The organism is Streptomyces sp. NPDC054786 (assembly GCF_053611685.1).
In genome coordinates, this window is record NZ_JBSHAW010000010.1 from 154,731 (window position 1) to 177,452 (window position 22,722).

General features: G+C 73.2%; 21 protein-coding genes. 12 read left to right on the forward strand and 9 right to left on the reverse strand.

The genetic code is table 11. The features are described from left to right. Positions 1 to 233: 233 nt before the first annotated feature. Positions 234 to 1,640 (forward strand): MFS transporter, encoded by a 1,407-nt coding sequence (locus ACWGI6_RS11300; RefSeq protein ID WP_453267255.1) that lies wholly within the window; start codon positions 234 to 236, stop codon positions 1,638 to 1,640. Positions 1,641 to 1,786: 146 nt separating this feature from the next. Here the strand turns inward: ACWGI6_RS11300 and ACWGI6_RS11305 are convergent, their stop codons facing one another. The 3 genes from ACWGI6_RS11305 to ACWGI6_RS11315 form a co-directional block, all read right to left on the reverse strand. Continuing rightward, positions 1,787 to 1,981: a CsbD family protein gene (locus tag ACWGI6_RS11305; protein WP_453267256.1), complete on the reverse strand. Its 195-nt coding sequence runs from the start codon at positions 1,979 to 1,981 to the stop codon at positions 1,787 to 1,789. 131 nt (positions 1,982 to 2,112) lie between these two features. Further along, complete coding sequence (locus ACWGI6_RS11310) at positions 2,113 to 4,194, reverse strand: helix-turn-helix domain-containing protein (protein ID WP_453267257.1); 2,082 nt, start codon at positions 4,192 to 4,194, stop codon at positions 2,113 to 2,115. A gap of 70 nt (positions 4,195 to 4,264) precedes the next feature. Further along, complete coding sequence (locus ACWGI6_RS11315) at positions 4,265 to 5,059, reverse strand: 3-hydroxybutyrate dehydrogenase (RefSeq protein WP_453267258.1); 795 nt, start codon at positions 5,057 to 5,059, stop codon at positions 4,265 to 4,267. A 258-nt stretch (positions 5,060 to 5,317) separates the two neighbouring features. On the opposite strand from ACWGI6_RS11315, the gene ACWGI6_RS11320 reads away from it, so the two are divergent. Both ACWGI6_RS11320 and ACWGI6_RS11325 read left to right on the forward strand, forming a co-directional pair. Further along, positions 5,318 to 5,710, forward strand: a complete 393-nt coding sequence (locus ACWGI6_RS11320) for a hypothetical protein (protein WP_453267259.1) — start codon at positions 5,318 to 5,320, stop codon at positions 5,708 to 5,710. Between the two features lie 30 nt (positions 5,711 to 5,740). Continuing rightward, entirely contained in the window at positions 5,741 to 5,881 is a 141-nt protein-coding gene (locus tag ACWGI6_RS11325) for a hypothetical protein (RefSeq protein WP_453267260.1), read from the forward strand. A gap of 63 nt (positions 5,882 to 5,944) precedes the next feature. Here the strand turns inward: ACWGI6_RS11325 and ACWGI6_RS11330 are convergent, their stop codons facing one another. The 3 genes from ACWGI6_RS11330 to ACWGI6_RS11340 all read right to left on the reverse strand — a co-directional run bounded on the left by ACWGI6_RS11330 (position 5,945) and on the right by ACWGI6_RS11340 (position 8,073). After that, positions 5,945 to 6,439, reverse strand: coding sequence for an NUDIX hydrolase (locus ACWGI6_RS11330; RefSeq protein WP_453267261.1), 495 nt, complete (start codon positions 6,437 to 6,439; stop codon positions 5,945 to 5,947). 74 nt (positions 6,440 to 6,513) lie between these two features. Next, positions 6,514 to 7,131: a hypothetical protein gene (locus tag ACWGI6_RS11335; RefSeq protein ID WP_453267262.1), complete on the reverse strand. Its 618-nt coding sequence runs from the start codon at positions 7,129 to 7,131 to the stop codon at positions 6,514 to 6,516. A gap of 93 nt (positions 7,132 to 7,224) precedes the next feature. After that, positions 7,225 to 8,073 carry a glutamate racemase gene (locus ACWGI6_RS11340; protein ID WP_453267263.1) on the reverse strand — a complete coding sequence of 283 codons (849 nt, stop codon included), beginning with the start codon at positions 8,071 to 8,073 and terminating at the stop codon, positions 7,225 to 7,227. Between the two features lie 234 nt (positions 8,074 to 8,307). On the opposite strand from ACWGI6_RS11340, the gene ACWGI6_RS11345 reads away from it, so the two are divergent. Beyond that, on the forward strand, positions 8,308 to 9,456 hold the full coding sequence (locus ACWGI6_RS11345; RefSeq protein WP_453267293.1) for a glycosyltransferase: 1,149 nt from the start codon (positions 8,308 to 8,310) through the stop codon (positions 9,454 to 9,456). A 21-nt stretch (positions 9,457 to 9,477) separates the two neighbouring features. Here ACWGI6_RS11345 and ACWGI6_RS11350 read toward each other — a convergent pair whose 3' ends face one another. After that, positions 9,478 to 10,857 (reverse strand): TerD family protein, encoded by a 1,380-nt coding sequence (locus ACWGI6_RS11350; protein ID WP_453267264.1) that lies wholly within the window; start codon positions 10,855 to 10,857, stop codon positions 9,478 to 9,480. Positions 10,858 to 11,103: 246 nt separating this feature from the next. On the opposite strand from ACWGI6_RS11350, the gene ACWGI6_RS11355 reads away from it, so the two are divergent. The 6 genes from ACWGI6_RS11355 (at position 11,104) to ACWGI6_RS11380 (ending at position 17,254) form a co-directional block, all read left to right on the forward strand. Continuing rightward, the gene (locus tag ACWGI6_RS11355; RefSeq protein ID WP_453267265.1) at positions 11,104 to 11,547 is read left to right on the forward strand and encodes a DUF6643 family protein; all 444 of its coding nucleotides are present in this window, start codon (positions 11,104 to 11,106) and stop codon (positions 11,545 to 11,547) included. Positions 11,548 to 11,593: 46 nt separating this feature from the next. Further along, complete coding sequence (locus ACWGI6_RS11360; protein ID WP_453267266.1) at positions 11,594 to 12,418, forward strand: MOSC domain-containing protein; 825 nt, start codon at positions 11,594 to 11,596, stop codon at positions 12,416 to 12,418. 143 nt (positions 12,419 to 12,561) lie between these two features. After that, positions 12,562 to 13,452 carry an MEDS domain-containing protein gene (locus tag ACWGI6_RS11365; protein ID WP_453267267.1) on the forward strand — a complete coding sequence of 297 codons (891 nt, stop codon included), beginning with the start codon at positions 12,562 to 12,564 and terminating at the stop codon, positions 13,450 to 13,452. Next, complete coding sequence (locus tag ACWGI6_RS11370) at positions 13,446 to 13,889, forward strand: ATP-binding protein (protein ID WP_453267268.1); 444 nt, start codon at positions 13,446 to 13,448, stop codon at positions 13,887 to 13,889. Before ACWGI6_RS11365 ends, ACWGI6_RS11370 begins: the two co-directional genes overlap by 7 nt. Positions 13,890 to 14,057: 168 nt before the next feature. Then, the gene (locus tag ACWGI6_RS11375; protein ID WP_453267269.1) at positions 14,058 to 14,651 is read left to right on the forward strand and encodes an Rv1733c family protein; all 594 of its coding nucleotides are present in this window, start codon (positions 14,058 to 14,060) and stop codon (positions 14,649 to 14,651) included. Between the two features lie 167 nt (positions 14,652 to 14,818). After that, positions 14,819 to 17,254 carry a right-handed parallel beta-helix repeat-containing protein gene (locus ACWGI6_RS11380; RefSeq protein WP_453267270.1) on the forward strand — a complete coding sequence of 812 codons (2,436 nt, stop codon included), beginning with the start codon at positions 14,819 to 14,821 and terminating at the stop codon, positions 17,252 to 17,254. Here ACWGI6_RS11380 and ACWGI6_RS11385 read toward each other — a convergent pair. Beyond that, positions 17,224 to 19,671, reverse strand: a complete 2,448-nt coding sequence (locus ACWGI6_RS11385) for a hypothetical protein (protein WP_453267271.1) — start codon at positions 19,669 to 19,671, stop codon at positions 17,224 to 17,226. The two genes, ACWGI6_RS11380 and ACWGI6_RS11385, sit on opposite strands and share 31 nt — an antisense overlap. Positions 19,672 to 20,204: 533 nt before the next feature. Between ACWGI6_RS11385 and ACWGI6_RS11390 the strand changes: the two genes are divergently transcribed. Together ACWGI6_RS11390 and ACWGI6_RS11395 are read left to right on the forward strand one after the other, a co-directional pair. Continuing rightward, entirely contained in the window at positions 20,205 to 21,050 is an 846-nt protein-coding gene (locus ACWGI6_RS11390; protein ID WP_393907909.1) for a DeoR/GlpR family DNA-binding transcription regulator, read from the forward strand. Between the two features lie 64 nt (positions 21,051 to 21,114). Then, positions 21,115 to 21,588, forward strand: coding sequence for an SRPBCC family protein (locus ACWGI6_RS11395; protein ID WP_453267272.1), 474 nt, complete (start codon positions 21,115 to 21,117; stop codon positions 21,586 to 21,588). A 34-nt stretch (positions 21,589 to 21,622) separates the two neighbouring features. Here ACWGI6_RS11395 and ACWGI6_RS11400 read toward each other — a convergent pair whose 3' ends face one another. After that, entirely contained in the window at positions 21,623 to 22,720 is a 1,098-nt protein-coding gene (locus ACWGI6_RS11400; RefSeq protein ID WP_453267294.1) for a PLP-dependent cysteine synthase family protein, read from the reverse strand. Between the last annotated feature and the right edge of the window lie 2 nt (positions 22,721 to 22,722).

Consider the following 22,722-nt stretch of genomic DNA (forward strand, 5'->3'; position numbering starts at 1 on the left):
TCAGTCAGCACGGGAGTCAGCACCGCACCGCAAAACTGACCAAAAGCGGCATCGGCACCGGCCGAGGCCTGAGGCTTACTTCGCCCCCGGCACCCCCTCTGCATCACGTCATGGTGCCCGCGCGCACGGTCGGAGCCCAAAGTGTGGTGTCCCGCCACATGTGCGCCTGACCTGGGCGTTTCTACGGTGTGGCGACACCTCAACGTCCCCGTACCCGCCCGGAAGTGGTGACCATGGCCGCCCCCGCAACCTCCCCGCCCGCGCCCACCAGCCTCAAGCGCATCGTCGCCGCCAGCCTCATCGGCACCACCGTCGAGTGGTACGACTTCTTTCTCTACGGATCTGCCGCCGCGCTGGTGTTCAACAAGCTGTTCTTCCCCGGCTCCGATCCGCTCGTCGGGACCCTGTTGTCGTTTCTGACCTACGCGGTGGGCTTTGCGGCGCGGCCCGTCGGGGCGTTGGTCTTCGGGCATTACGGGGACCGGCTGGGACGTAAGAAGCTGCTGGTGCTGAGCCTGTTGATGATGGGCGGCGCGACCTTCGCGATCGGGTTGCTGCCCACGCATGCGACGGTCGGTACCGCGGCGCCGGTGCTGCTGACCGTGCTGCGGCTGGTCCAGGGGTTTGCGCTGGGCGGTGAATGGGGCGGCGCGGTGCTGCTGGTGTCGGAGCACGGTGACGCACGGCGGCGTGGATTCTGGGCGTCCTGGCCGCAAACCGGCGCACCCGCCGGGCAGTTGCTGGCCACCGGGGTGCTGTCGGTGATGACAGCGCTGTTGTCGGACGCGGCGTTCGCGTCCTGGGGGTGGCGGGTGCCGTTCCTGCTCTCGGGCGTACTGGTCGTCGTGGGGCTGTGGGTCCGGCTCTCGGTGGATGAATCGCCCGTGTTCAAGGCCGCGGTGGCGAGCGCCGAGGTACGGCGGGCGGAGGGCGCCGCCGTGGAGAAGCCGCCGTTGGTGGCGGTGCTCAAGTACCACTGGCGGGATGTGCTGATCGCGATGGGGGCGCGGATGGCCGAGAACATCTCGTACTACGTGATCACGGCGTTCGTGCTGGTCTATGCGACCTCGCACACCGGACTGTCCCAGCAGACCGCCCTCAACGCCGTGCTGATCGCCTCGGCGCTGCACTTCGCGGTCATCCCCGCCTGGGGCGCGCTCTCGGACCGGATCGGGCGCCGGCCGGTCTATCTCCTGGGCGCGGTCGGCGTCGCCGCCTGGGCGTTCCCGTTCTTCGCGCTGGTGGACTCCCGCCAGTTCGGGCTGCTGCTGCTCGCGGTGAGCGTCGGGCTGGTCTTCCACGGTGCGATGTATGCGCCGCAAGCGGCCTTCTTCGCGGAGATGTTCGCGACCCGGATGCGGTACTCGGGCGCCTCGATCGGTGCCCAGTTCTCCTCGGTCGCGGCCGGCGCGCCCGCCCCGCTGATCGCGACCGCGCTGCTCGCCGACTTCGACAGCCCGACGCCGATCGCCCTGTACGTCATCGCCGCCGCGCTGCTGACGCTGGTCGCGGTGGGCGTGGCACGCGAGACCCGTAGCCGGGATCTCGCCACGGTGGACGGGACGGCGACGGCGGGCGCGCTCCGTGCGTCGGACCCGGGAGCGGCGGAGGGCGGGGCGTCCTCCGCCGTACCGTCCTAGAGCGTGCCTTTCGGATCACGGCCGGGCCGGCCGTGATCGAAAGGCAGGCCCCGAGGGTCCGGGAACCTGATGTTCGGCGGGGGCGTGGCGGGCCCGGGGACGCTCCGGGAGACGGGGCAGCAGGTCCGCCACGCCCCCGCCGGGCGTCAGGAGTGGCTCTTGCCCTTCAGGGAGTCCTTCATCCCCTGGATGTTCTCCTTGGCGTTGCCGATCGCGCCCTTGGCCTTGCCCTTGGTCTCGTCCGTGCGGCCTTCGCTCTTCATCCGCTCGTCGCCCATGGCCTTGCCGGCCTTCTGCTTGGCCTTGCCCTTCATCTTGTCCATGCCGCCTTTGTCACCCATGACGAACTCCTTTGTCCCGTGGGAAGGGGGAAAGCTTCGGCACCACGCTGCCGCAGGTCGCGGCATCGCGCACCCGGAGGCGGCTATCGGTACCGGCCGGTCCGGGGCCCGGCGCGGATCACGGGACCCGGCTACGCACCGGTATCGCGCGCCACGGCGGAGGACAGCTGGTGCAGCCGCAGCGCCAGCTGGATTTCCAGAGCACGGGCCGGGGTCTGCCAGTCGGGTCCCAGCAGCCGGCTCACCCGCTCCAGGCGCTGGGCGACGGTGTTCACATGGACGTGCAGCGCGTCCTTGGTACGGGCCGGGCTCATTCCGCAGGCGAAGTAGGCGCCGAGGGTGCGCAGCAACTCCGTACCGCGGCGGGCGTCGTAATCGGCGACCGCGCCGAGCGTGCGGTCGACGAAGCCGTCCACGTCGCGGGTGTCGGCGAGCAGCAGACCGAGGAAGCCGAAGTCGGCGGCGGCCGCCCCCTGGCCCGCCCGGCCCAGCACCCGCAGTGCCTCCCGGCAGCGCCGCGCCTCCGCGTAGGCGTCCGCGACCGCCGCGGGGCGGGCCGCAGGGGCCGGGACCAGGGCCGAGGCGCCGACCGTGACGGGCTGGTGCAGCGCGGCACCGAGCCGGTCGGCGATCTCGCGGGCGGTGTGCGCCGGGTCGTCGTCGGGGCCGAGCGGCAGCAGCAGAACGGCGCCGCCGTCCCGTACGGCGGCCAGTCCATGGCGGGTGGCGGCGAGGTGGGAGGCCGCCGACCATATGCGGCGGCGGTCGACGCCGTGCGGGTGGGCGTCGGGGTGGGACGCGGCGTCGCCGTCGGACGGCGGAGCCCCGTGCGCCGGTGGTGCACCGTCGGTCCGGGCCGCCAGGACGATATGCGGTGCGTCGAGGTCCGCGCCGACGCGGGCCGCGCGTTCGCCGAGCAGGCGGGGGTCGCGGTCGGCGGCGTCCAGAAGGTCGTCCAACAGTTCGCCGCGCACCCGCTGTTCGGCCTCGCCGGCGGTCCGCCGGGCGAGCAGGAGCAGGGAGGTGACCATGGCGGCCCGCTCCAGGGTGCGCTGGTCGACCGGGTCGAGGGCAGGGTGACCGCGCAGTACGAGGGCGCCCAGCACCTCACCGCCCGCCCCGACCGCCGCGACCCATTCGGTGCCCTCCCGTACGGCGTGGCCGTCGGCGCGGGAGCGGGCCAGTGCCTCGGCCGGCGCCCGGCCGGGATCGGTGAACTCGACCTCGCCGTCCAGGACTTCCGCCACCGCGTCCGCCACGTCCTGGACCCCGCCGCCGCGCAGCACCAGTTCGGTCAGCCGGTCGTGGATGTCCGAGGCGCGCTCGATGACCGAGCTGCGGTCGCGGATGATCTCGTTCGCGGCCTCCAGTTCGGTGAGTGTCTTACGGGTCTCGGAGAGGAGGTTGGCGGTGTCGATCGCGACGGCGGCATGCGCCGCATGGGCGGCGAGCAGTGCGATCTGGCCGTGCTCGAAGACCCGCTCGCGGCGGTCGGCGGCGAAGAGTACGCCGATCACGCCGCTGCCGAGCATCAGCGGCACCCCGAGGATCGCCTCCAGGCCCTCGTCGTGGACGCCCGAGTCGATGGTGCGGGTGTGCCGGAAGCGCTCGTCGTGGAAGTAGCTGTCGGTGACGTACGGGCGGGCGGTCTGTGCGACCAGCCCGCCCAGGCCTTCGCCCATGCCGAGCCGCAGCTGCTGGAACCGCGCGGAGACCGAGCCGTCGGTGACCCGCATATAGGTGTCACCGGCGGCGGGGTCGTTGAGGGTGAGGTAGGCGACCTCGGTGCCCAGGAGGGAACGGGCCCGGCGCACGATCGCACGCAGCACCGCGTCGAGGTCGCGCAGCCCGGCCAGGTCGTGGGCGGTGGCATAGAGCGCCGACAGCTCCTCCTCGCGCCGCCGGCGGCCCTCCAGCTCGGCGCGTACCCGCAGGGCGAGGAGCTTGGCCCGCTCCAGTGCGGCGAGCCGGCCTGCGGACGCGCCCTCGGCGCGGGCGCGCAGCACCGGCCGCTCGTACTCCTCGGCGGCGGCGCCGGTGGCCAGCAGCCCGAGGAAGGGGGTCTCGGCCGGGTCATGGGCGAGCGCGTCGGCCGGGTCGTGCTCCCGGTCGTACGGGACGGGCTCCGGCGGACGGACGTCCACGGGGCCGGGCGGCGGGGACGCGTCCACGGACTCGGGGTCCGGCTCGGGCGTCGGCTGATCGGTGGGCATGGTCACAGGGATACCTTCGGGTCGCCGCGGTGCGCCAGCCTCCGGGGGCGGGTACCGGACCGCGGGCCGCTCAATGCGCGGTCCAGCCCCCGTCCAGCACCAGTGAGGTGCCCGTCATGAAGGACGCCTGCGGAGTGCAGAGGTAGGCCACGGCCTCGGCGACCTCCTCCGGTTCGAGCAGCCGCTTGAGGGCGGAGTCGGCGAGCAGGAGGTCGGCCAGTACACGGTCCTCGGGGATGCCGTGTGCGGCGGCCTGGTCGGCGAGCTGCCGTTCGACGAGGGGGGTGCGGACATATCCGGGATTGATGCAGTTGCTGGTGACGCCGTGCGGGGCGCCCTCCAGGGCGGCGGTCTTCGACAGCCCTTCCAGGCCGTGCTTGGCCGCGACATACGCGGATTTGAAGGGGGAGGCCCGCAGGCCGTGCACGGACGAGATGTTGATGACGCGGCCCCAGCCCTGCGCGTACATATGGGGCAGTGCGCCGCGCAGCAGCCGGAAGGGCGCCTCCAGCATGACGGTCAGCACCTGGTGGAAGACCTCGGGCGGGAACTCCTCGATGGGGCGGACGAGCTGGAGGCCCGCGTTGTTGACGAGCAGATCGGCGCCGGCCGCGGCCCGTTCGGCGGCGTCCAGATCGGTGAGGTCCAGCGGCCGGGGTTCGATGCCGCCGCGGGCGCCGTCCGGGTGGGCCGCCACGAGGCCGTTCAGACCGGCGGTGTCCCGGTCGACCGCGCGCACCGTGGCGCCGGCCGCCGCCAGCCGCAGGGCGCAGGCGCGTCCGATGCCACTGGCCGCGCCGGTGACGAGCGCGGTGCGGCCGTCGAGGTCGAGGGATACCGGGCCTGGGGTGCCGATCACGGTCATGTCGGCACCTTAGGCAGCGGCCGGGTCCGGCTCCGATGTGCCCCGGCGCCATACTTCACCGGCCGGAGGTGGTGGCGGCACACGTCAGATGTGGTGCCCGCACCCGCCCGCCCCGTCGTGGCGGCCGGTGCGCCGCCGCTCCTGGCGGCCCGCCGGCTTCACCCGATCGGTCGTCCCGGATCGCCGGGCCCCCGGAGCGCCCCTAGCGTCGTACGACGCAGCGTGCCGTCTGCGCACCGCCGCCACAAGGAGACCGACATGCGGAGGCTCATCGCCGTGCCGACGGTGCTGCTCGCCCTGGCCGCGGCGGGCTGCGGGGACGACGGCGGGGACCCGACGGCCGCGGCGTCGTCCGCGCCGGGCATCGGTCCGGGCCCGGACCGGACTCCGGGCGACGGCCCCGATTCCGCGTCCCCCACCGTTCCCGGGCAGCCGATGGACTGCGGCGAGCTCCCCGACGCGCTGGGCAAGGCGGGGGACGTCACCCTCTTCGCGGATCCCGGGGCCGGTGGCACGGTGGGCTGCGACGAGGCCCGCCGGGTGATGTCCGAGTTCTTCGTGCGGGCGCCGCGTGAGGCCCGGGACGACCGGGGCACCCTGGCCGTGCGGGGCTGGTTCTGCCAGTACGAGAGCGGCCCCACCGGCACCTAGATCACGACCTGCCGCAAGGACAAGCGGGAGATGCACACCGAGGAGCCGGCCGATCACCCCTCCGACCCGGGCCCGTCCGAGGAGCCCGGCGAACCCCACGGGTCCCAGCTGCCCCCGCTTCCCGGCGAGCCCTCCGACCCGATGGACGAACCGTCGACGGAGGAGCTGTAGCTCTTCCGGCCGCCGGAGAAACCCCGGAGCACCCCGGGCCGCCCCGGAGACGACCCCTCAGGGCTACTGCTGCGCGTCCGGCTCCTCCCCCATCTCGTGGAACCACGTCGGCCCGGCCTCCAGCGCCCGCTTGATGCGGGTCAGCGCGTACTCCTCGAGCTCCGGCAGGGCGTCCACGGCGAACCAGTCCACGTCCAGAGACTCGTCGTCGTTGACCTTCGCCTCGCCGCCGACCGCCCGGCAGCGCAGCGTCACGTCCATGAACTGGCAGATATCGCCATTGGGGTAGTGGGTGGGCGGCATGGTCTCGATGAGAACGACGCGCTCGGCGACGACCCGCACCGCGGTCTCTTCGTAGACCTCGCGCATCGCGGTCTCGGCGGGCTGTTCACCGGGCTCGGGGATACCACCGATCACCGACCAGCCACCGGTGTCGGCCCGCTTGCCCAGCAGGACCCGGCCCTGGTCGTCGAAGACGACCGCACTCACCCCGGGCAGCCAGAGCAGCTGCCGGCCGATGGAGCTCCGGAGGTCACGGATGAAATCGGGGGTTGCCATGCTCCGACCCTACGGGACACCCCCGGCGGAACCCCGGCCGTGGGACGTGCCGCGTGCGCGGCCCCGCCCGGCGTTCAGGCGCCTGCCGGGGTTCCCTTGCGCGGCCGCAGCCGGCCCCGGATCGCGCGGACGGCGCCCTCGGCGTCATCGACGGTGATGGTGAAGTCGCGTCCGTCGCCGAGCCGCACCACGACGCCCTCACCGCGGCGTACGACCACGGCCGTGCCCTGCTCGGGGCGCCAGCGGTAGCCCCAGCCGCCCCAGTGGCGTGGGGTGACCTGCGGGGTGAAGTCGGCGCCCACGACGGTGTCGAGGGGGATCCGGCGGCGTGGCACCCCTATATGGCCGCACCGCACCTCCAGGCAGTCCTTGTCGACGCGTACCGCGACATGGACGTAGGCGAGCGTGCCGAAGAGCACCAGCAGGCCGACCGCGACACAGCCGACCACCGACATCACCAGGGGCGCGAGGCCCGCGGTCCAGTTGCTGTCGACGGCGAGCTCGATGCCCAGCGCCAGACAGCCCGCACCGACCGCCGCCAGCAGCCACTGGATGCGGTTGGTGGCACTGCCGTGCCAGACCTCGGGAATCTCTGCATGGGAGCCGCCGCTGGGGCGCGCTCCACTGTCGGCGCCATCGCTCTTGCCAGGGTCGTCGGGGGCTGCTGCCCCCTCGTGGGGGTGGTCCCTCATGAGACGCAGCGTACGCGTCTTTGCACGCTATGGCAGCGCGTCGGGCGGGCCCTCACGGCCCGGATTGCGGTGCCGCCGACACCATGCTTGACGTCAGCGGCGGGCGGCGGAGGCGACCCCGTCGGCCGCCGGAGCGCCCTCGGCGGAGGCCCCCGGGGCGAGGTCCGTCGGGCTCTCGGCGAGCAGCCGGCCCTCGGCGTAGACGAGCGCCACGGCCGGCAGTCCGGCGGGACGGCCGCTGAGGATCACGCTGAGTGCGCCGGTCGGTGCGGCCGCCGGCGCCGGCTCGGCACCGATGCGGCGCAGCGCCTGGGCGGCGACCGCCTCGGCGGAGCCGTGCAGGACGAGGGCGGGGGCACCGGGCTGCTGGAGGGCGGCGCGGATCCGTTCGGCGACCAGCTCGTAGTGGGTGCAGCCCAGGACCACGCTGCGCACGTCCCGTGGGGTGCGATGCGCGGCGGCCGCGATGGCGTCGTCGATCGCCGCCTCGTCGGCGGCCTGGACCGCGTCGGCGAGCCCCGGGCAGGGCACGCCGGTGACCTCCACGCCTTGTCCGAACCGCTCGATCAGATCCCGCTGGTAGGGGCTGCCGGTGGTGGCGGGGGTGGCCCAGATGGCAACGGGGCCGCCGCCGGCCGCGGCGGGCTTGATGGCCGGGACGGTGCCGATGACCGGGACATGGGGCTCCAGTTCGGCGCGGAGCGCCGGCAGCGCATGCACGGACGCCGTGTTGCAGGCGACGATCAGGGCGTCGGGGCGGTGTGCGGCCGCGGAGCGGGCGACTGCCAGCGCATGTGCGGTGACATCGTCGGGGGTGCGGGGGCCCCAGGGCATCCCGTCGGGATCGGAGGAGAGGACCAGATCGGCGTCCGGCCGCAGTCGCCGCATGGCGGCGGCCGCCGCGAGCAGCCCGGTCCCGGAGTCCATCAGCGCGATCTTCACCCGGACACTTTACTCAGTCGCGCGGCCGGCTTGTCATACCGGGCGCGGCAGCCGGGCGGCCCGCCGGGGCCACGGGCCGGCGGCGGACGGTCCCCCGGCCCGTTGCCCTCGCGTGCCGTCCCGCCCCTTCATTCCGTCCCGCACCCTCTCGATCCGTTCCGTCCCGTTCCGGGACACCGTGTCGATCGCCGGTGCATGCCGGTGGCGGTGCGGCAGACTGCGGCCGTGAGCGCGATGGAGTGGATCGGTACCGGGTCGCTGCTGGCCTGGGTGTGGCTGCTGCTGGGGCAGGGCTTCTTCTGGCGGACGGACGTACGGCTGCCGGACCGCCGGGATCCGGAGCGCTGGCCGTCGGTCGCGGTGGTGGTCCCGGCGCGGGACGAGGCCGCGGTGCTGCCGGACAGTCTGCCGTCGCTGCTCGGGCAGAAGTACCCGGGCCGGGCGGAGGTGTTCCTGGTCGACGACGGCAGTACGGACGGGACCGGCGCACGGGCCCGGGAGCTGGCGGCCGCGCGCGGGGGGCTGCCGCTGACGGTGTCCTCGCCCGGCGAGCCCGAGCCCGGGTGGACGGGGAAGCTGTGGGCCGTACGCCACGGGATCGCGCTGGCGCGGGAGCGCGTCGCACCCGAGTATCTGCTGCTGACGGATGCGGATATCGCGCATGATCCGGACAGCCTGCGGGAGTTGGTGGCGGCGGCGCGGTCGGCGGGGCTGGATCTCGTGTCGCAGATGGCGCGGCTGCGGGTGGTGACCTTCTGGGAGCGGCTGATCGTGCCGGCCTTCGTGTACTTCTTCGGGCAGCTGTATCCCTTCCGCCGGGTCAACCGTCCCGGGGCGCGCACCGCGGCGGCGGCCGGCGGCTGTGTGCTGCTGCGGCGGGAGGCGGCTGAGCGGGCGGGCATTCCGGAGACGATCCGGAATGCGGTGATCGACGATGTGACGCTGGCCCGTGCGGTGCAGCGCTCCGGCGGCAAGATCTGGCTGGGGCTTGCGGACCGGGTGGACAGCGTGCGGCCGTATCCGCGGCCGGCCGACCTGTGGCGGATGGTCTCGCGCAGCGCATACGCCCAACTGCGGCACCAGCCACTGCTGCTGCTCGGCACGGTCCTCGGTCTTGCGCTGGTGTATCTCGCGCCGCCCGTCGCGCTGGTGGCCGGACTGGCCGGCGGCGATACGACGCTCGCCGCGCTCGGCGGTGCGGCCTGGGCGGTGATGTGCGGGACATATCTGCCGATGCTGCGCTACTACGGGCAGCCGGTGTGGTGGGCACCGCTGCTGCCCTTCACCGCGCTGCTGTATCTGCTGATGACCGTGGACTCGGCGGTGGCGCACTACCGGGGGCGCGGTGCGGCGTGGAAGGGACGGACGTACCCGGCGCCCTGAGCGGCGCCCCCGGTGCCGCCGTCACTTGCGGGCCGGTGACCAGTCCAGACCCCAGCCGTAGGCGTGGTCGACGGTGCGCTGCGGGCTGACGCCGGGCTCGGGAACGAGGTAGCGGGCCTCGCGCTGGACGACGAGTTCGCTGCCGGTGTTGGTGATCAGGGCGAGCGCGCAGACGTTGGAGGGCACCGTGCAGGCGTCGAGCGAGAAGTCGACGGGGGCGCCGTGCTGGGGCTGGAGGGTGACCGTCGCGCTCAGGCCCTCGAAACTGCGGGCGCCGGCGTAGACCGTCACGAAGATCAGGATGCGCTTGATGCGTGCCTGGTGGTCGAGGTTGATGGTCATGTTCTCGCCGGTCTCGGCGGCGCCCGTGCGGTCGTCGCCGTCGAGCTGGATGAACGGCGGGGCGTGCAGGGCGCCGAAGTTGTTGCCGAGCGGGTGGATCACACCGGCGGCGCCGTCGGTGAGTTCGTACAGCGCGCACAGGTCGAGGTCGAGCTCGCCGGAGGGGGGCAGCAGCGCGCCGCGGGCGCCCACGGCCTGCATCGCCTTGCGGCCGAGTGTCTTGCCGAGCCGCTTGCCCGCCGAGCCGCCGGTCCAGTTGAGGTTCACCCGCATCGCCCCGGAGGTGCCGCCCTGCTTCGTCAAGGAGACGGCTGGGGCGTCCTTCGTGAGGGTGACTTTTGTCAGACGAACGGGAGGCGGCGCCGGGGCGGGCGCGGGCTGCCCCGGCGGAGGCGGAACGGACGCCGCCGGCTGCCCCGTCGGCAACGGCGGCGCGGGGGCCATGGGCGGTGGGGCCATGGGCGGCGCGGGCGCCGGGGGCGGCGAAGCGGGCATGGCGGGGGCGGGGGCCGGCGGCGCGGGCTGCGGCGGCGCCGGTTCCTCGACGCTGATGCCGAAGTCGGTGGCCAGTCCGGCGAGCCCGGTGTCGTAACCCTGCCCCACCGCACGGAACTTCCAGGCGCCCTGGCGGCGGTAGAGCTCGCCGAGCACGAAGGCGGTCTCGGTGCCGGCGTCCTTGCTGTCGAAGCGGGCGAGCTCGGCGCCGCTCGCCGCGTCCAGCACCCGGATGTGCAGCCCGGGGACGCTCCCGAAGGTGCCGCCGTCGGCGGAGGCGGCCAGCACCACCTTGTCGACGGCGGGTTCGACGGAGGCCAGGGCGACGGTGAGGGTGTCGGTCATCGCGGCGCCGGCCGGGCGCTTGCCGTCATGGCGTACCGCGCCGGAGGCGTGTGCGGCCTGGTTGTAGAAGACGAAGTCTCCGTCGTCCCGGACCTTTCCGGACACCAGAAGCAGGGCGGAGGCGTCCACGTCCGGTATCCCCGGGGCCGCCTGCCAGCCCAGTTCCACCCGGACCTCCGGGGCCGGAACCGGAACATTGCTGCCCTTGAGCATCGACATCGCTGCGCCTTCCTTTCGTCCGCCGTGCCCCGTCACTGGTGGCACTCCCAACCTACTGGGCCCTCGCCCGCCCGAACGCCCCTTGTTCACCTGCGAGAAGCCGGGTCTTTACAGGATTCCTACGGGCGATCGCGACCGATTTCCACAAGTTCGCTCCCATTGGCGATCCACCACCGCTCCGAACACGCAAAACAACCCTCTTTCCAGGCTCCCCAATCGGCACATCGTGGGCTTAACTTATGAGGCATGACCTCCCCCCGCTCTACCTACGGCGGCTACTACGCTTCGCCTTCCTTCCCCGACACCCCGATCTACGACAGCCTCGTCGCCGAACGTGGTACGCCGCAGATCGCCCCGATCCGGGTGAACCCCTCCCCTTACGACACGAGCTCGTCCTATTTGCCGGCGCGCCCCTCGGCACTGCCGGCACTTCCGGCCGCGCCTTCCTACCCGTCGCCTGCGCAGGGCTACCCGGGAGCGGCCGCGCAGCCGGTCGCCCCGCTGCAGCAGGCTCCGGCGCCGTACATCCCGCAGCAGGCGGGCACCCGCGGCTATCCGTCCCAGCAGCAGCCCCAGCGCCCGCCGATGGGCACGGGGTATGAGGCGATGCGGCCGGCCGCTCCGGTCGCGCCCCGGCCGGCCTCGCCGTACGACGACCCGTACGGCCGGCAGTACCCGCGCGGGTACTGACCTGGGCGTCGGTCAACTGTCCGAGGCTGCTGGCAGGATGGACGGCATGCCGAAGCCTGCGCTCCAGTCGATCCATCTCTACCCGGTCAAATCCATTGCGGGGTCCGGTCCCGGCGAGGCGGTAGTGGAGCCGTGGGGGCTCGCCGGGGACCGACGCTGGCTGCTGGTGGACGCCGAGCGCAGGCAGATCACCCAACGACAGCAGCGGACACTGGCATTGGCGCATGCCGAGGGGCTGCCTGGCGGCGGCCTCAGGCTCACCGCGCCCGGGAGGAGCCCGCTGACCGTCGAGGTGCCCGCCTCCGGGGAGACGGTCCCGGTCGAGGTCTGGAAGGACGAGGTCGAGGCGGTGCCCGCGGACCCGGCGGCGGCCGAGTGGTTCGGCGGGTATCTGGGAGTCGAGTGCCGGCTGGTGTATCTCGACGCCCCGGAGAAGCGCCGCCCCGTCGACCCGCAGTACTGCGAGCCCGGTGACACGGTCAGTTTCGCCGACGGTTTCCCGCTGCTGCTGACCACCACCTCGTCGCTGGACGCACTCAACTCCCTCATCGCGCAGGGCGACCACGCCGACGAGGGGCCGCTGCCCATGAACCGTTTCCGGCCCAATGTGGTGGTGGACGGCACCGCGCCCTGGGCGGAGGACGACTGGCAGCGGGTCCGTATCGGGGACGTGGTCTTCGACGTGGCCAAGCCCAGCGCACGCTGTGTGGTCACCACCACCGACCAGCGCACCGCCGAGCGCGGCAAGGAGCCGCTGCGCACCCTCGCCCGGCATCGCCGCTTCGGTGACCGGCTGGTCTTCGGCCAGAATCTGATCCCCCGCGGGGCCGGCACGATCCGTATCGGGGACCCGTTCGAGATACTCGGCTGACGGGCCGGCGCGGCCGTTCGCCAACGTCGCGCCGTGGGCGTTCACGGCGGCTGCGGGCCGCCGCGGCCCGGTGACCACGGTCGGCGGTGAGCGCCCGACTCCGCCGACGGGAGCGGCCGACGGAAGACGGAGAGCTGGTGTCGATGTCTGTGAACGACACCGGGTGCGACCGTCTCCTTCCCGTCCAGCATCTGCGGCCCGGGGACCACGCCTTTGTCAGCTACGGCGATGACGAGGTGCGCTGGGAGGTCGTCACCGCGTTCGTACGGCTCGGGCTGTCCCGCGCCGAGAGGGTGTTGGTGCTGCCCTGCCCCGGGGTGCCCGAGGACGAGGTACTGGCCAGGATCGACTTCCCCAGCGGCAGTACGGTGTCGGCGCGCGAGCGGGGCCAGTTGGTGGTGAGCAGCATGCATGAGGTGATCCGGCCGGACACGGAGTTCACGGCCGCGCGCCAGATGGGCCGGCTGTACGCGGAGACGGACCGGGCGACGGCCGAGGGGTACACGGGCCTGCGGGCGTTCATCGACATGGGCTGGGTGCGTGCGCTCGGCGCGGACCTCGGTGTGATGGCGTGCCGCGAGACCGGCGCGCAGGCGCTCTTCGCCGGCCGGCCGTACACGGAGGTCTGCGCCTACGACCGCCGCCGGTTCGACCGCCCGCTGCTCACCGCCATGGAACGGGCGCATCCGTGCGCCCTCCTGGAACGCCTGGGCAGCCTGCGCTCACTGCGCGCCCCGGACGGCACACTGCACTTCATCGGCGAGGCGGACGCCGCGAATCAGACCGCGTTCGGCAGAGCGCTGGAGGTCGCGCTGGCGCAGACGGCACCGGCCCGGTGGCTCACGGTGGATCTGACCCGGCTGCACTTCCTGTCGGTCGGCTGCGCCGTCGGTCTGCTCACCCTGGCCCGCTGCGCCGCGGGCCACGATCTGGTCGAGGTGCGCTGCGACCGCGGGCAGCGCCGGCTGCTGCGACGGCTGGGTGCGGCGACGCTGCCGCGGCTGGCCCTGACGGAGGTGGTGCGGGCGTGGTGAGCCCCGATCCGGCCGAGGTTCCTGCGGAGGAGTCCGGCCGCCGGCTGTTGCAGCGGCGCTTCACCGCCCGGCTGCTGCCGCAGCTGCGGCTGCTGGTCGAGGAGTGCGCGGCCCGGGAGGGGCTGTGCGAGCCGCGGCGCGGCGAGTTCGTCCTGGCGGTGGACGAGATCGCCGGGAACGCCGTGGAGCATGCGGGCGGTTCGGGGCGGCTGGTGCTGCGGCGGGTGGGCGACGAGCTGGAGTGCCGGATCAGCGATGCGGGGCCCGGGTTCAGCGAGGAGGTGATCCCCGAGCTGCTGCCGGGCCTGGACGGTGCGCCGAAGGGGCGCGGGCTGTGGCTGGCACGGCTGGTGGCGGACCGTTTCGCGGTCGCCGAGGGAGCCCCGGAGACCGGCATGACGGGCGCCGTGGTGACTGTGACGGTACGGCTGCGCTGACCGCGGCGCCGGTCCCGCCGTACGCCGGACCACGGGCCCAGGACACGTGCCATACGTCCGGTTGTCGCTCTTTGTACCGGGTGAAGTTGTTCTCTCTTCGCGGAACTCTCGCACGGAGCACCCCTGATGAGGTATCCACGGACTCGGAGAGGGGGCACGATGCGAGCGATGAGAGGCGTATGGCGCTGGCGGCGCAATCCGCTGTGGCGCCGGACCGATCGGATCGAGGCCTGGGTGGCGCTCGCCGCCGCCGTCCTGGTCGCCCTCGGGGCGACCTCCGTGGGCCGGCTCGCCGGACGGGCCACACACGGCGCGCTGCTGGCGACCGTACGGATACAGCACCAGCAGCGGCATCTGGAGTGGGTGACGGTCGACCGGCTGGTCTCCCGGGCCCCGCTCGACCCCGATCCCGAGACCTCGTCGCAGCGCGATGCGCACCGCCGGGTCATCGCCCGCTGGACGGCCCCGGACGGCAGCGCGCACATCGGACAGCTCGCCGCGCCGCGTCCGGTGGAGACCGGTGAACGGTTCCGGATCTGGACGGACGACCGGGGCCGGGTGGTGCCACGGCCGATGGACGTCAGCACGGCGGGTACGCATGCGGTGCTGGCCGGTCTGGGCACCGCGGCCGGGGTCGGCATGATGATCGAGGGCGCCCGGCGGCTGGTCGTCTGGCAGCTCATGGTGCGTCGCTTCCGCCGCTGGGACGAGGAGTGGGAGCGCGCGGGCCAGGACTGGGGCCGGGCCGGCGCGGGGAGTTGAGGGGCTGCCTTTCCAGGCGGCTGACCGTGTCAACTGCCGCCCGCCCGGCGCGCTACGGTGGTGGCGCCAGCCTCTCGGCTGGGGCCCCGCAGACCAGAAAGCGGACATCCGCGGACGGATGATGCCGGGCCGACAACAGCCGCACGAAGTGGGGGCACGACAGCGCCATGGCACAGGGCTCGGTCCAGGTGACGCACTCCGGAACGTCGCGTTGGCGGCGCCGCACAGGGGAGTACAGCTCGCTCGCCGCCGCCCTGGAGGCCGCCGGGGACGGGGACGTGCTGACCGTCCCGGCCGGTACCTACCGCGAGAATCTGGTGCTGGTGCGCGCGGTGACGCTGCGCGGCCCGGACGGGGCGCGCGGTTCGGTGCGGATCGCCCCGGCCGACGGAGTGGCGCTGACGGTACGCGCCTCGGCCAGCGTCCACGATCTGCATCTGGAGGCGACGGACTCGGCCTCGCCCGCGCTGCTGGTGGAGGACGGCGCCCCGGAGCTGACCGGCCTGCGGGTGGTGACCCGGTCCGCGTCCGGCATCGAGGTCCGCGGCAGCGCCCGCCCCACGGTGCGCCGCTGCACGGTCGACAATGCGGGCGGGGTGGGCATCAGCGTCCTGGACGGCGCGGGCGGCGTCTTCGAGGAGTGCGAGGTGGTGGCCGCCGGGCAGACCGGAGTGGCGGTGCGCGGCGGGGCCCATCCGCGGCTGGAGAACTGCCGGATCCACCATGCCTCGGGCGCCGGCCTGTCGGTCAACGGCGAGGGCAGCGCGGTCGAGGCGGTGGGCTGCGAGCTGTACGAGATCAAGGGCGCGGGAATCCAGGTGGCCGCGCGGGCCACCGGCCATCTCACGGACTGCACGGTGCACCGCACCTCCGCCGACGGCGTCACCCTGGACACCGATGCGGTGCTCACGCTCGCCGACTGCGACATCCACGACATCCCGGAGAACGCGGTCGATCTGCGGTCGCGTTCGGTGCTGACGCTGACCCGCAGCACGGTGCGGCACTTCGGACGCAACGGACTGTCCGTATGGGACCCGGGCACCCGCGTGGACGCCAACCAGTGCGAGATCCATGACAGTACGGGCGACTATCCGGCGGTATGGGTCAGCGACGGCGCCACCGCCCTGCTGGACTCGACGCGGGTGCACGACGTACCGGACGCCCTGTTCGTACTGGACCGGGGCTCCCGCGCCGACGTCGTGGACTGCGACATCGCGCAGGTCCGCAACACCGCGGTGTCGGTCAGCGACGGGGCGACCGTCCAGCTCGACGACTGCCGGATCCGGGAAGCGGCGACCGGGGCGTGGTTCCGCGACCACGGCAGCGGCGGCACGCTCGCCAACTGCACCATCGACGGTGCGCAGACCGGGGTGATCGTCACCAAGGGCGCGGACCCCACCATCGAGGGCTGCACGGTCAGTTCACCGGCCGAGGCCGGTTTCTACGTCTCCGCGGAGGGCCGCGGCACCTTCCAGGGCTGCCGGGTCACCGGGAGTTCGGGGTTCGGCTTCCATGTGATCGACGGATGCCGTACGTCGCTGACGCGGTGCCGCACGGAGCGGTGTGCGCGCGGCGGCTACGAGTTCGCCGAGGGCGGCGCCGGGCAGGGCGACGGTCCGGCCGTCCAGGACTGCACCAGCGACGAGAGCCGCGCCGTGCAGACGCCGGCCGCCGGAGCGGCGGCGGCCCCCGCGGTGCAGCAGGCCACGCAGACGGCGGGCCTGCTGGGCAACGTCCCGGCACAGGTCGTTCCACAGACCGTCCCGGCGGCCGTGGAACCGGCCGTCAGCAGCCGGCCCTCCGACGAGGTGCTGGGCGAACTGGACACCCTCGTGGGGCTGGAGAGCGTCAAGCGTGAGGTGCGCAGCCTGATCAACATGATCGAGGTGGGGCGCCGGCGGCAGGCGGCGGGGCTGAAGGCCGCGTCGGTGCGCCGCCATCTGGTGTTCACCGGCTCCCCCGGCACCGGCAAGACGACCGTGGCCCGGCTGTACGGCGAGATCCTGGCATCCCTGGCGGTGCTGGAGCGCGGGCATCTGGTCGAGGTGTCCCGGGTGGACCTGGTCGGCGAGCACATCGGGTCGACGGCGATCCGCACCCAGGAGGCGTTCGACCGGGCGCGCGGCGGGGTGCTGTTCATCGACGAGGCCTATGCCCTCTCCCCCGAGGACTCCGGGCGGGACTTCGGGCGGGAGGCCATCGACACGCTGGTGAAGCTGATGGAGGACCACCGGGAAGCGGTGGTGGTGATCGCGGCGGGCTACACCTCCGAGATGGAGCGCTTTCTGGCGGTCAACCCCGGTGTGGCGTCACGTTTCTCACGCACCATCACCTTTGGCGACTATGCGCCCGAGGAGTTGCTGCGGATCGTCGAGCAGCAGGGCGAGGAGCATGAGTACCACCTCGCCGAGGGGGCCGGCGAGGCGCTGCTGAAGTACTTCACGGCGTTGCCCAAGGGGCCGTCGTTCGGCAACGGCCGTACCGCACGGCAGACCTTCGAGGCGATGGTCGAGCGGCACGCGGGGCGGGTGGCACAGCTGGCCGCCCCGAGCACCGACGACCTGACCCTGCTCTACGCGGACGATCTGCCCGAACTCCCCTGAGCGGGACGGTCGTCCGGGCAGTCCCCAGCAGCGGCACCGCGGCTCGACCGGTCATCGGCGGGCCGCTGTCCCGGCAGGTCAGGGCCGAGCCGGGCGATCAGCTCGGCGCGCACCCGGCCGAAGACCGGGTCGGCCTGGTAGTCGCCATGGCCCAGAATCTGGGCGGGCAGCGGATTCTGCAGGGTCCGGCCGAAGGCGAGCGGGTCGCGCAACGGTCCCTCGTCGATCCGGCGGCCGTCGTCACATGTGAGCCGGATCGGGCCGCCGATCGGGTCGGTGAAGCGCCACAGATTGCGCCAGTCGTCCATCTCGCGGTGCAGTCCGGTCAGCGCGGGCGGCCCGAAGAAGGCGGGGAACCAGCGTCCGTAGAGGCGCTCCAGGGGACTGCCGTACGTCAGCAGCGCGACCCGGCTGCGGGTGACCAGGTCCAGCTGCCAGACGGCGGCGGCGGCCAGCACACTGCCCTGGGAATGCCCGGAGAGCACCAGCCGGCCGTCGAACCGCTCGGTCCAGGTGGCCATCCGCCAGGTGAGGTCGGGGACGGCGCGCTCGGCGTAGCAGGGCGGTGCGAAGGGGTGGGCGGCGCGCGGCCAGAACGTACCGACGTCCCAGAGGATGCCGATGGTGCGGCGGGCGGAGTGGTCGCGGTAGGCGCGCCGGCCCATGGTGATCAGCAGTATGACGCCGGCGCTCATCAGCCAGGAGCCCAGGGATTCCGCGGTCGCGGCGGCGGCGTGCACGACCGGCGGCGCGCCTTCGGTGGCGCGGCCCGGCGCCCGGTCGCTGAGCCAGGCGCCGGCCACCGCGCCGGCGCCGAGGACGAGGGTGACGGCGGCGGTGGCCGCGACCAGGACCGGTGCGGAGTCGGTGAGTCCGGCGCCGGCGATGGTGCCGGCGATCCGCTTGGTACGGCGCTCGTCGGGGTGCTCGCGCGGGTCGTAGAGCCCGGGGACGTCCTTGGCCACCCGGCCGCGGACGACCACCACGCGGACGGCGGCGACCACGACGACGATCGCGACGACGACCAGCAGGACGGGGAGGACCGAGGCCTGCCAGGACAGCAGGACCGGCGGCCCGGGGATGGGAGCGTGTGCCTGGCCGGGGGTCGCGCCGCCGTCCAGCCAGTCCGCGAAGCGCTGGGCCACTCCCCCGGACAGCACCCCGCCGACCGCGCAGGCCAGCAGGGCCACGGCGGGCCCGCCCATGCCGCGCAGGGCGGTGCGGGCGTCGTCGCGGGCGGCGCGCTGCAGGACCCAGGCGGTCAGCGCCAGCGCGAGGACCAACAGGCCCTGGAAGACGGCGATTCCGCCGAAGGCGGCGGCACCGGGCAGCGCGCCGTGGCTGTGCGAGCCGGGGCGCGCCCAGCCGGTGTGCACGACGATCAGCGCCAGCACACCGAGGGAGGCGAACGGCAGCGCCCGGACGACCAGATGGTCGGACTCGTCGTCCGGTGCGGCCTCGCTGCGGGCGGTGCGCCAGACGACCACCACGGTGGCGGCGGCGAGCAGGATGACCAAGGCGGTCAGGGCCCGGCCGATGACCGCGAGGGCGGTGTGGCCGCCGACGCTCCCGTCGGCCTGGGCGCCGGCCGCGAGGAGTACGGCGGCGATGGTCAGCACGCCGGCCGTGGTGTGGGCGGCGCGCAGCCGGGCGACCAGCCGGCGGCCGTACCAGAAGCCGTCGCGGCTGAGCGCGGTGCGTTCGGCGACCGGGGTGCCGCGGGAGGTGCCGGGCAGCCGCGGCGGCGGTGAGGCGGATTCGTAGGCGCTCCAGGTGCGGCGCGAGAGCCACCACAGGAAGCCGACGACGAGCAGCGGCACCATGGAAGCGAGCGCGAGTCGGCGGCCCGGGGCGCTCCACCAGCCGGAGTTGTCGGGGCTGAGGAAGCCCATCCAGGATTTGCCGGCGGCGCAGGCGGTGGTGCCGGCGCACTGCCAGGCCGTGAGGTCGAGGGCGACCTCGCAGGCCGCGGCGGCGAGCAGGACGGTGAGGGTGAGGGCGAGGATGCGTACGAGAAGGTCGTAGATCCGCTGGGCCGGGTGCTCGGACGGGGCGGCCGGGCGCATCCAGTGGGCGAGGTTGGCGACCATGAAGGGCACCAGGACCAGCCACAGGGCGCGGGCTCCGTTGCCCGAGGTGAGGTTGGACCAGCAGTACGCCTCGCGGACCGGTTCGCCGCGGTAGTCGTCGGGCCGCTGCTCGGCGTCCGCGTCGTCCGCGCGGCGGTAGCAGGCGGCGGTGTCGTCGCCGGTGATGAGCTGGACGCGTGGGTCGCCGAGCATTTCCTGTGCGGTGGTGCCGCCGACGCCGTGCACCAGCAGCTCCAGGGAGAGTTGCGGTGCGGTGGCCGGTGGCCCATCTGCGGTGCTCTCACGGTCCGTTGAGCGCGCGTGCGGTGTCGGGTCCGCGGTCTCCACTGTTGTCCCCCGTAGTGATGCTCTGTGGTCGTGCCTGTGGTTGTGCCTGTGTGTGCCTGTGGTTGTGCCTGTGGTTGTGCTCTGGAGTCGTGTCCGGCAGTCGTGTCCGGTAGTCCGTGCGACGCCGTGCGGTGTGACGCTCCAGGATTGTCTCTTCCCCTGGGAGGCGCATCCAGCACCCACTCCGGGGTCTGTAGTTGCGCGTGGTTCTGCGGGGGGGGAGGGTGAGGCGGCTTGGGGTCGGTGCGCGGGGGCGTTTTGCGTCCGGCGTCTGGGGCGCTTCGCGTCCCACCGCGTCCCCCCACCCCCGAACCCACCCCCGCCCCCTCCCCCGAAGGGGGAGAGGGGGAGGGGGCGGGGGAGCAGTCGCGCCACCACCAGCAGACGCTTCCGCGCCACCACCAGCAGACGCTTCCCCCGTCACCAGCATCACTGTCAGCACCTCGTGCGAGGATGAGGGCACCAGTGATCGCAGGCGGCAGCCAGCGCGTACGACCCGACACAGCGAGCCGGGGCGGAAGGGACGGGCCGGGGTGAGCGACAACCAGAACCTCCTCGCGGAGCAGCGGCGGGCCCTGATTCTCGACGAGATCAGGCGGCGCGGAGGGGTGCGGGTCAACGAACTCACCCGCAAGCTGAACGTGTCCGACATGACGGTCCGTCGCGATCTCGACGCGCTGGCCCGTCAGGGCATGGTGGAGAAGGTGCACGGCGGCGCGGTGCCGGTCAGCGAGCCGAGCGCGCACGAGCCCGGTTTCGAGGCGAAGTCGGCGCTGGAGCTGAGCGCCAAGGAGGACATCGCCAAGGCGGCGGCCGAGATGGCGGCACCGGGCAGCGCGATCGCGCTGGCGGGCGGCACGACCGCGTTCGCGCTGGCGCAGCAGTTGCTGGATGTGCCGGATCTGACGGTGGTGACGAATTCGGTGCGGGTGGCCGATGTGTTCTACGGCGCGCAGCGGGCGGCGGCCAGCGGTGGCGCGGGGCCCCGCGCGGGCGCCGCGACGGTGGTGCTGACGGGCGGGGTGCGTACGCCGTCGGACACCCTGGTGGGCCCGGTGGCGGATGCCGCGATCCGGTCGCTGCACTTCGATGTGCTCTTCCTCGGGGTGCACGGCATATCGGTGGAGGCAGGGCTGTCGACACCGAATCTGGCGGAGGCCGAGACCAACCGGCATTTCGTGCGGTCCGCGCGCCGGGTGGTGGTGGTCGCCGACCACACCAAGTGGGGCACGGTCGGCCTGAGTTCGTTCGCGACGCTGGATCAGGTGGAGGTGCTGGTGACGGATGCCGGGCTGTCCGCCGAGGCGCGCGCGGAGTTCGCCGAGCTGCCGCCGGAGCTGGTGGTGGCGGGCGAACGACCGGCCGACGCAGACATCTGACGGTCCGCCAGCTATGGTGAGCCGGCGCAGGCCCGCCGACCGTCCCGTAGGGGGTGCTCGTCCCATGGCACGCCGACTCCGCCCCGTCGAGCTCGACTTCGTCGAGTCCGCCCCGCTGCGGCTGGTGTTCGCCGCGGAGATCGCCGCGCCGCCGGAGGCGGTGTATGCGGCGCTCGCGGACGATGTGGCGGGCTGGTCGTGCTGGTTCACGGGCGTCGCGCGGTCGGCGCCGACGCACGGCGGCAAGGGCCGGGAGGTGCGGCTGACCGGCGGCACCCGCTTCGCGGAGACGGTCCTGGCGGCCGAGCCCGACGTCCGCTACGCCTACCGGGTCGACGCCACCAACGCCCCAGGTCTGCGGGCCCTGTTGGAGGACTGGCGGCTGGCGCCGGCGGGCAGCGGCACCCGGCTGCGGTGGACGTTCGCGGCGGACGGTCCGGCGCCGTTCCGCTTTCTGCTGACGCTGGCCAGGCCCGGTCTGGGCCGCGCCTTCCGGGAGTCGGCGCGGGCCCTGGACCGCAGGCTCGCCCGGGCCTGAGACGGCGCCGGGCCCCGCGGGCCGGTCCGACGGCTCAGGCCGGCCAGGAGCCGGTGGCCAGGAACGCGTCGAGGGTGCGTGCGTAGGGCGTGATGTCCAGCCCCTGGGAGGTCAGCCAGTCGTCGGAGTAGTACTTGTCGAGGTAACGGTCGCCGGGGTCGCACAGCAGGGTGACGACGGATCCCCGACGGCCCTCGGCGACCATCTCCGCGACGATCTTCAGGGCGCTCCACAGCCCCGTCCCGGTCGAGCCGCCCGCCTTGCGGCCGATCGCGGCCTCCAGGGCGCGTACGGCGGCGACACTGGCCGCGTCCGGCACCTTCATCATCCGGTCTATCGCGCCGGGTACGAAGCTCGGCTCCATACGGGGCCGGCCGATGCCCTCGATGCGGGAGGCGGTGGCGCAGTCGGTCTTCGCGTCGCCGGTGAGCCAGCCGTCGAAGAAACAGGAGTTCTCCGGGTCGGGGACACAGACGCGGGTGTCGTACTGCATGTAGTGGACATAGCGGGCGATGGTCGCGGAGGTGCCGCCGGTGCCCGCGGTCGCCACGATCCAGGCGGGCTCGGGGTAGCGTTCGAGCCGCAGCTGCTGGTAGATCGACTCGGCGATGTTGTTGTTGCCGCGCCAGTCCGTGGCCCGTTCCGCGTAGGTGAACTGGTCGATGTAGTGACCGCCGGATTCGGCGGCGAGCCGGGCGGAGACCTCGTAGACGGTCCGCGGGTCCTGCACCAGATGGCAGCTGCCGCCATGGAACTCGATCAGCCGGGTCTTCTCGCGGCTGGTGGTGGCCGGCATCACCGCGATGAACGGCACTCCGATGAGCGAGGCGAAGTACGCCTCGGACACGGCCGTGGAGCCGCTGGAGGACTCGATGACGGGCTTCCCGGGGCGGATCCAGCCGTTGCACAGCCCATAGAGGAACAGCGAGCGGGCCAGCCGGTGCTTGAGGCTTCCGGTGGGGTGCGTCGACTCGTCCTTGAGGTAGAGGTCGATGCCCCACTTCTCGGGCAGCGGGAAGCGCAGAAGGTGGGTGTCGGCGGTGCGGTTGGCATCCGCCTGGACCTTGCGGACGGCCTCTTTGAGCCAGCTTCGGTAGGCCGGATCCGTGCGGTCGATATCCACGGTCGGCATGC

Coding starts and splice junctions, on each gene's coding strand:
- ACWGI6_RS11330 (WP_453267261.1), bottom strand. CDS start 6,439: ATGGCAACCCCCGATTTCATCCGTGACCTCCGGAGCTCCATCGGCCGG.
- ACWGI6_RS11400 (WP_453267294.1), bottom strand. CDS start 22,720: ATGCCGACCGTGGATATCGACCGCACGGATCCGGCCTACCGAAGCTGG.
- ACWGI6_RS11335 (WP_453267262.1), bottom strand. CDS start 7,131: ATGAGGGACCACCCCCACGAGGGGGCAGCAGCCCCCGACGACCCTGGC.
- ACWGI6_RS11310 (WP_453267257.1), bottom strand. CDS start 4,194: ATGCCCACCGATCAGCCGACGCCCGAGCCGGACCCCGAGTCCGTGGAC.
- ACWGI6_RS11355 (WP_453267265.1), top strand. CDS start 11,104: ATGACCTCCCCCCGCTCTACCTACGGCGGCTACTACGCTTCGCCTTCC.
- ACWGI6_RS11345 (WP_453267293.1), top strand. CDS start 8,308: ATGGAGTGGATCGGTACCGGGTCGCTGCTGGCCTGGGTGTGGCTGCTG.
- ACWGI6_RS11305 (WP_453267256.1), bottom strand. CDS start 1,981: ATGGGTGACAAAGGCGGCATGGACAAGATGAAGGGCAAGGCCAAGCAG.
- ACWGI6_RS11360 (WP_453267266.1), top strand. CDS start 11,594: ATGCCGAAGCCTGCGCTCCAGTCGATCCATCTCTACCCGGTCAAATCC.
- ACWGI6_RS11320 (WP_453267259.1), top strand. CDS start 5,318: ATGCGGAGGCTCATCGCCGTGCCGACGGTGCTGCTCGCCCTGGCCGCG.
- ACWGI6_RS11380 (WP_453267270.1), top strand. CDS start 14,819: ATGGCACAGGGCTCGGTCCAGGTGACGCACTCCGGAACGTCGCGTTGG.
- ACWGI6_RS11350 (WP_453267264.1), bottom strand. CDS start 10,857: ATGTCGATGCTCAAGGGCAGCAATGTTCCGGTTCCGGCCCCGGAGGTC.
- ACWGI6_RS11315 (WP_453267258.1), bottom strand. CDS start 5,059: ATGACCGTGATCGGCACCCCAGGCCCGGTATCCCTCGACCTCGACGGC.
- ACWGI6_RS11375 (WP_453267269.1), top strand. CDS start 14,058: ATGAGAGGCGTATGGCGCTGGCGGCGCAATCCGCTGTGGCGCCGGACC.
- ACWGI6_RS11300 (WP_453267255.1), top strand. CDS start 234: ATGGCCGCCCCCGCAACCTCCCCGCCCGCGCCCACCAGCCTCAAGCGC.
- ACWGI6_RS11365 (WP_453267267.1), top strand. CDS start 12,562: ATGTCTGTGAACGACACCGGGTGCGACCGTCTCCTTCCCGTCCAGCAT.
- ACWGI6_RS11325 (WP_453267260.1), top strand. CDS start 5,741: ATGCACACCGAGGAGCCGGCCGATCACCCCTCCGACCCGGGCCCGTCC.
- ACWGI6_RS11395 (WP_453267272.1), top strand. CDS start 21,115: ATGGCACGCCGACTCCGCCCCGTCGAGCTCGACTTCGTCGAGTCCGCC.